This is a genomic window from Rhodococcus sp. ENV425 (assembly GCF_002887785.1).
In the GTDB taxonomy this organism is placed as follows: Bacteria; Actinomycetota; Actinomycetes; order Mycobacteriales; family Mycobacteriaceae; genus Rhodococcus; species Rhodococcus aetherivorans.
In genome coordinates this window covers 19,299-19,528 of record NZ_PCZU01000216.1, presented here as the reverse complement: position 1 = coordinate 19,528, position 230 = coordinate 19,299, and the positions used below count along the sequence as shown (strand labels likewise).

Sequence of the window (230 nt, the reverse complement as noted above, 5' to 3'; positions counted from 1 at the left end):
GCGGGCGCGGGTGAGGTGCACCGCCAGGACATGGGCGGGTTCCGATGGGTGACGCTCACCGACCCGGACGGCAACCAGTTCTGCGTGGCGGGAGGGCACTGAGCGACGGCGGCAGCGCGGCCCCGGGGGCGGGATTCGATCCCGCCCCGTCGGCGCGGTCGCCGGCGACGCGGTGCGCTCGCGGAGACACTCCCGGTCGTGCATCACGGACGTGCCGGGGTGCGGGGTGG

General features: G+C 76.5%; 1 pseudogene. It reads left to right on the top strand.

Features of this window, described 5'->3' with window-relative positions:
- Positions 1-102: pseudogene (locus CQZ88_RS31335) on the top strand (VOC family protein); the annotation flags it as partial.
- Positions 103-230 lie beyond the last annotated feature (128 nt).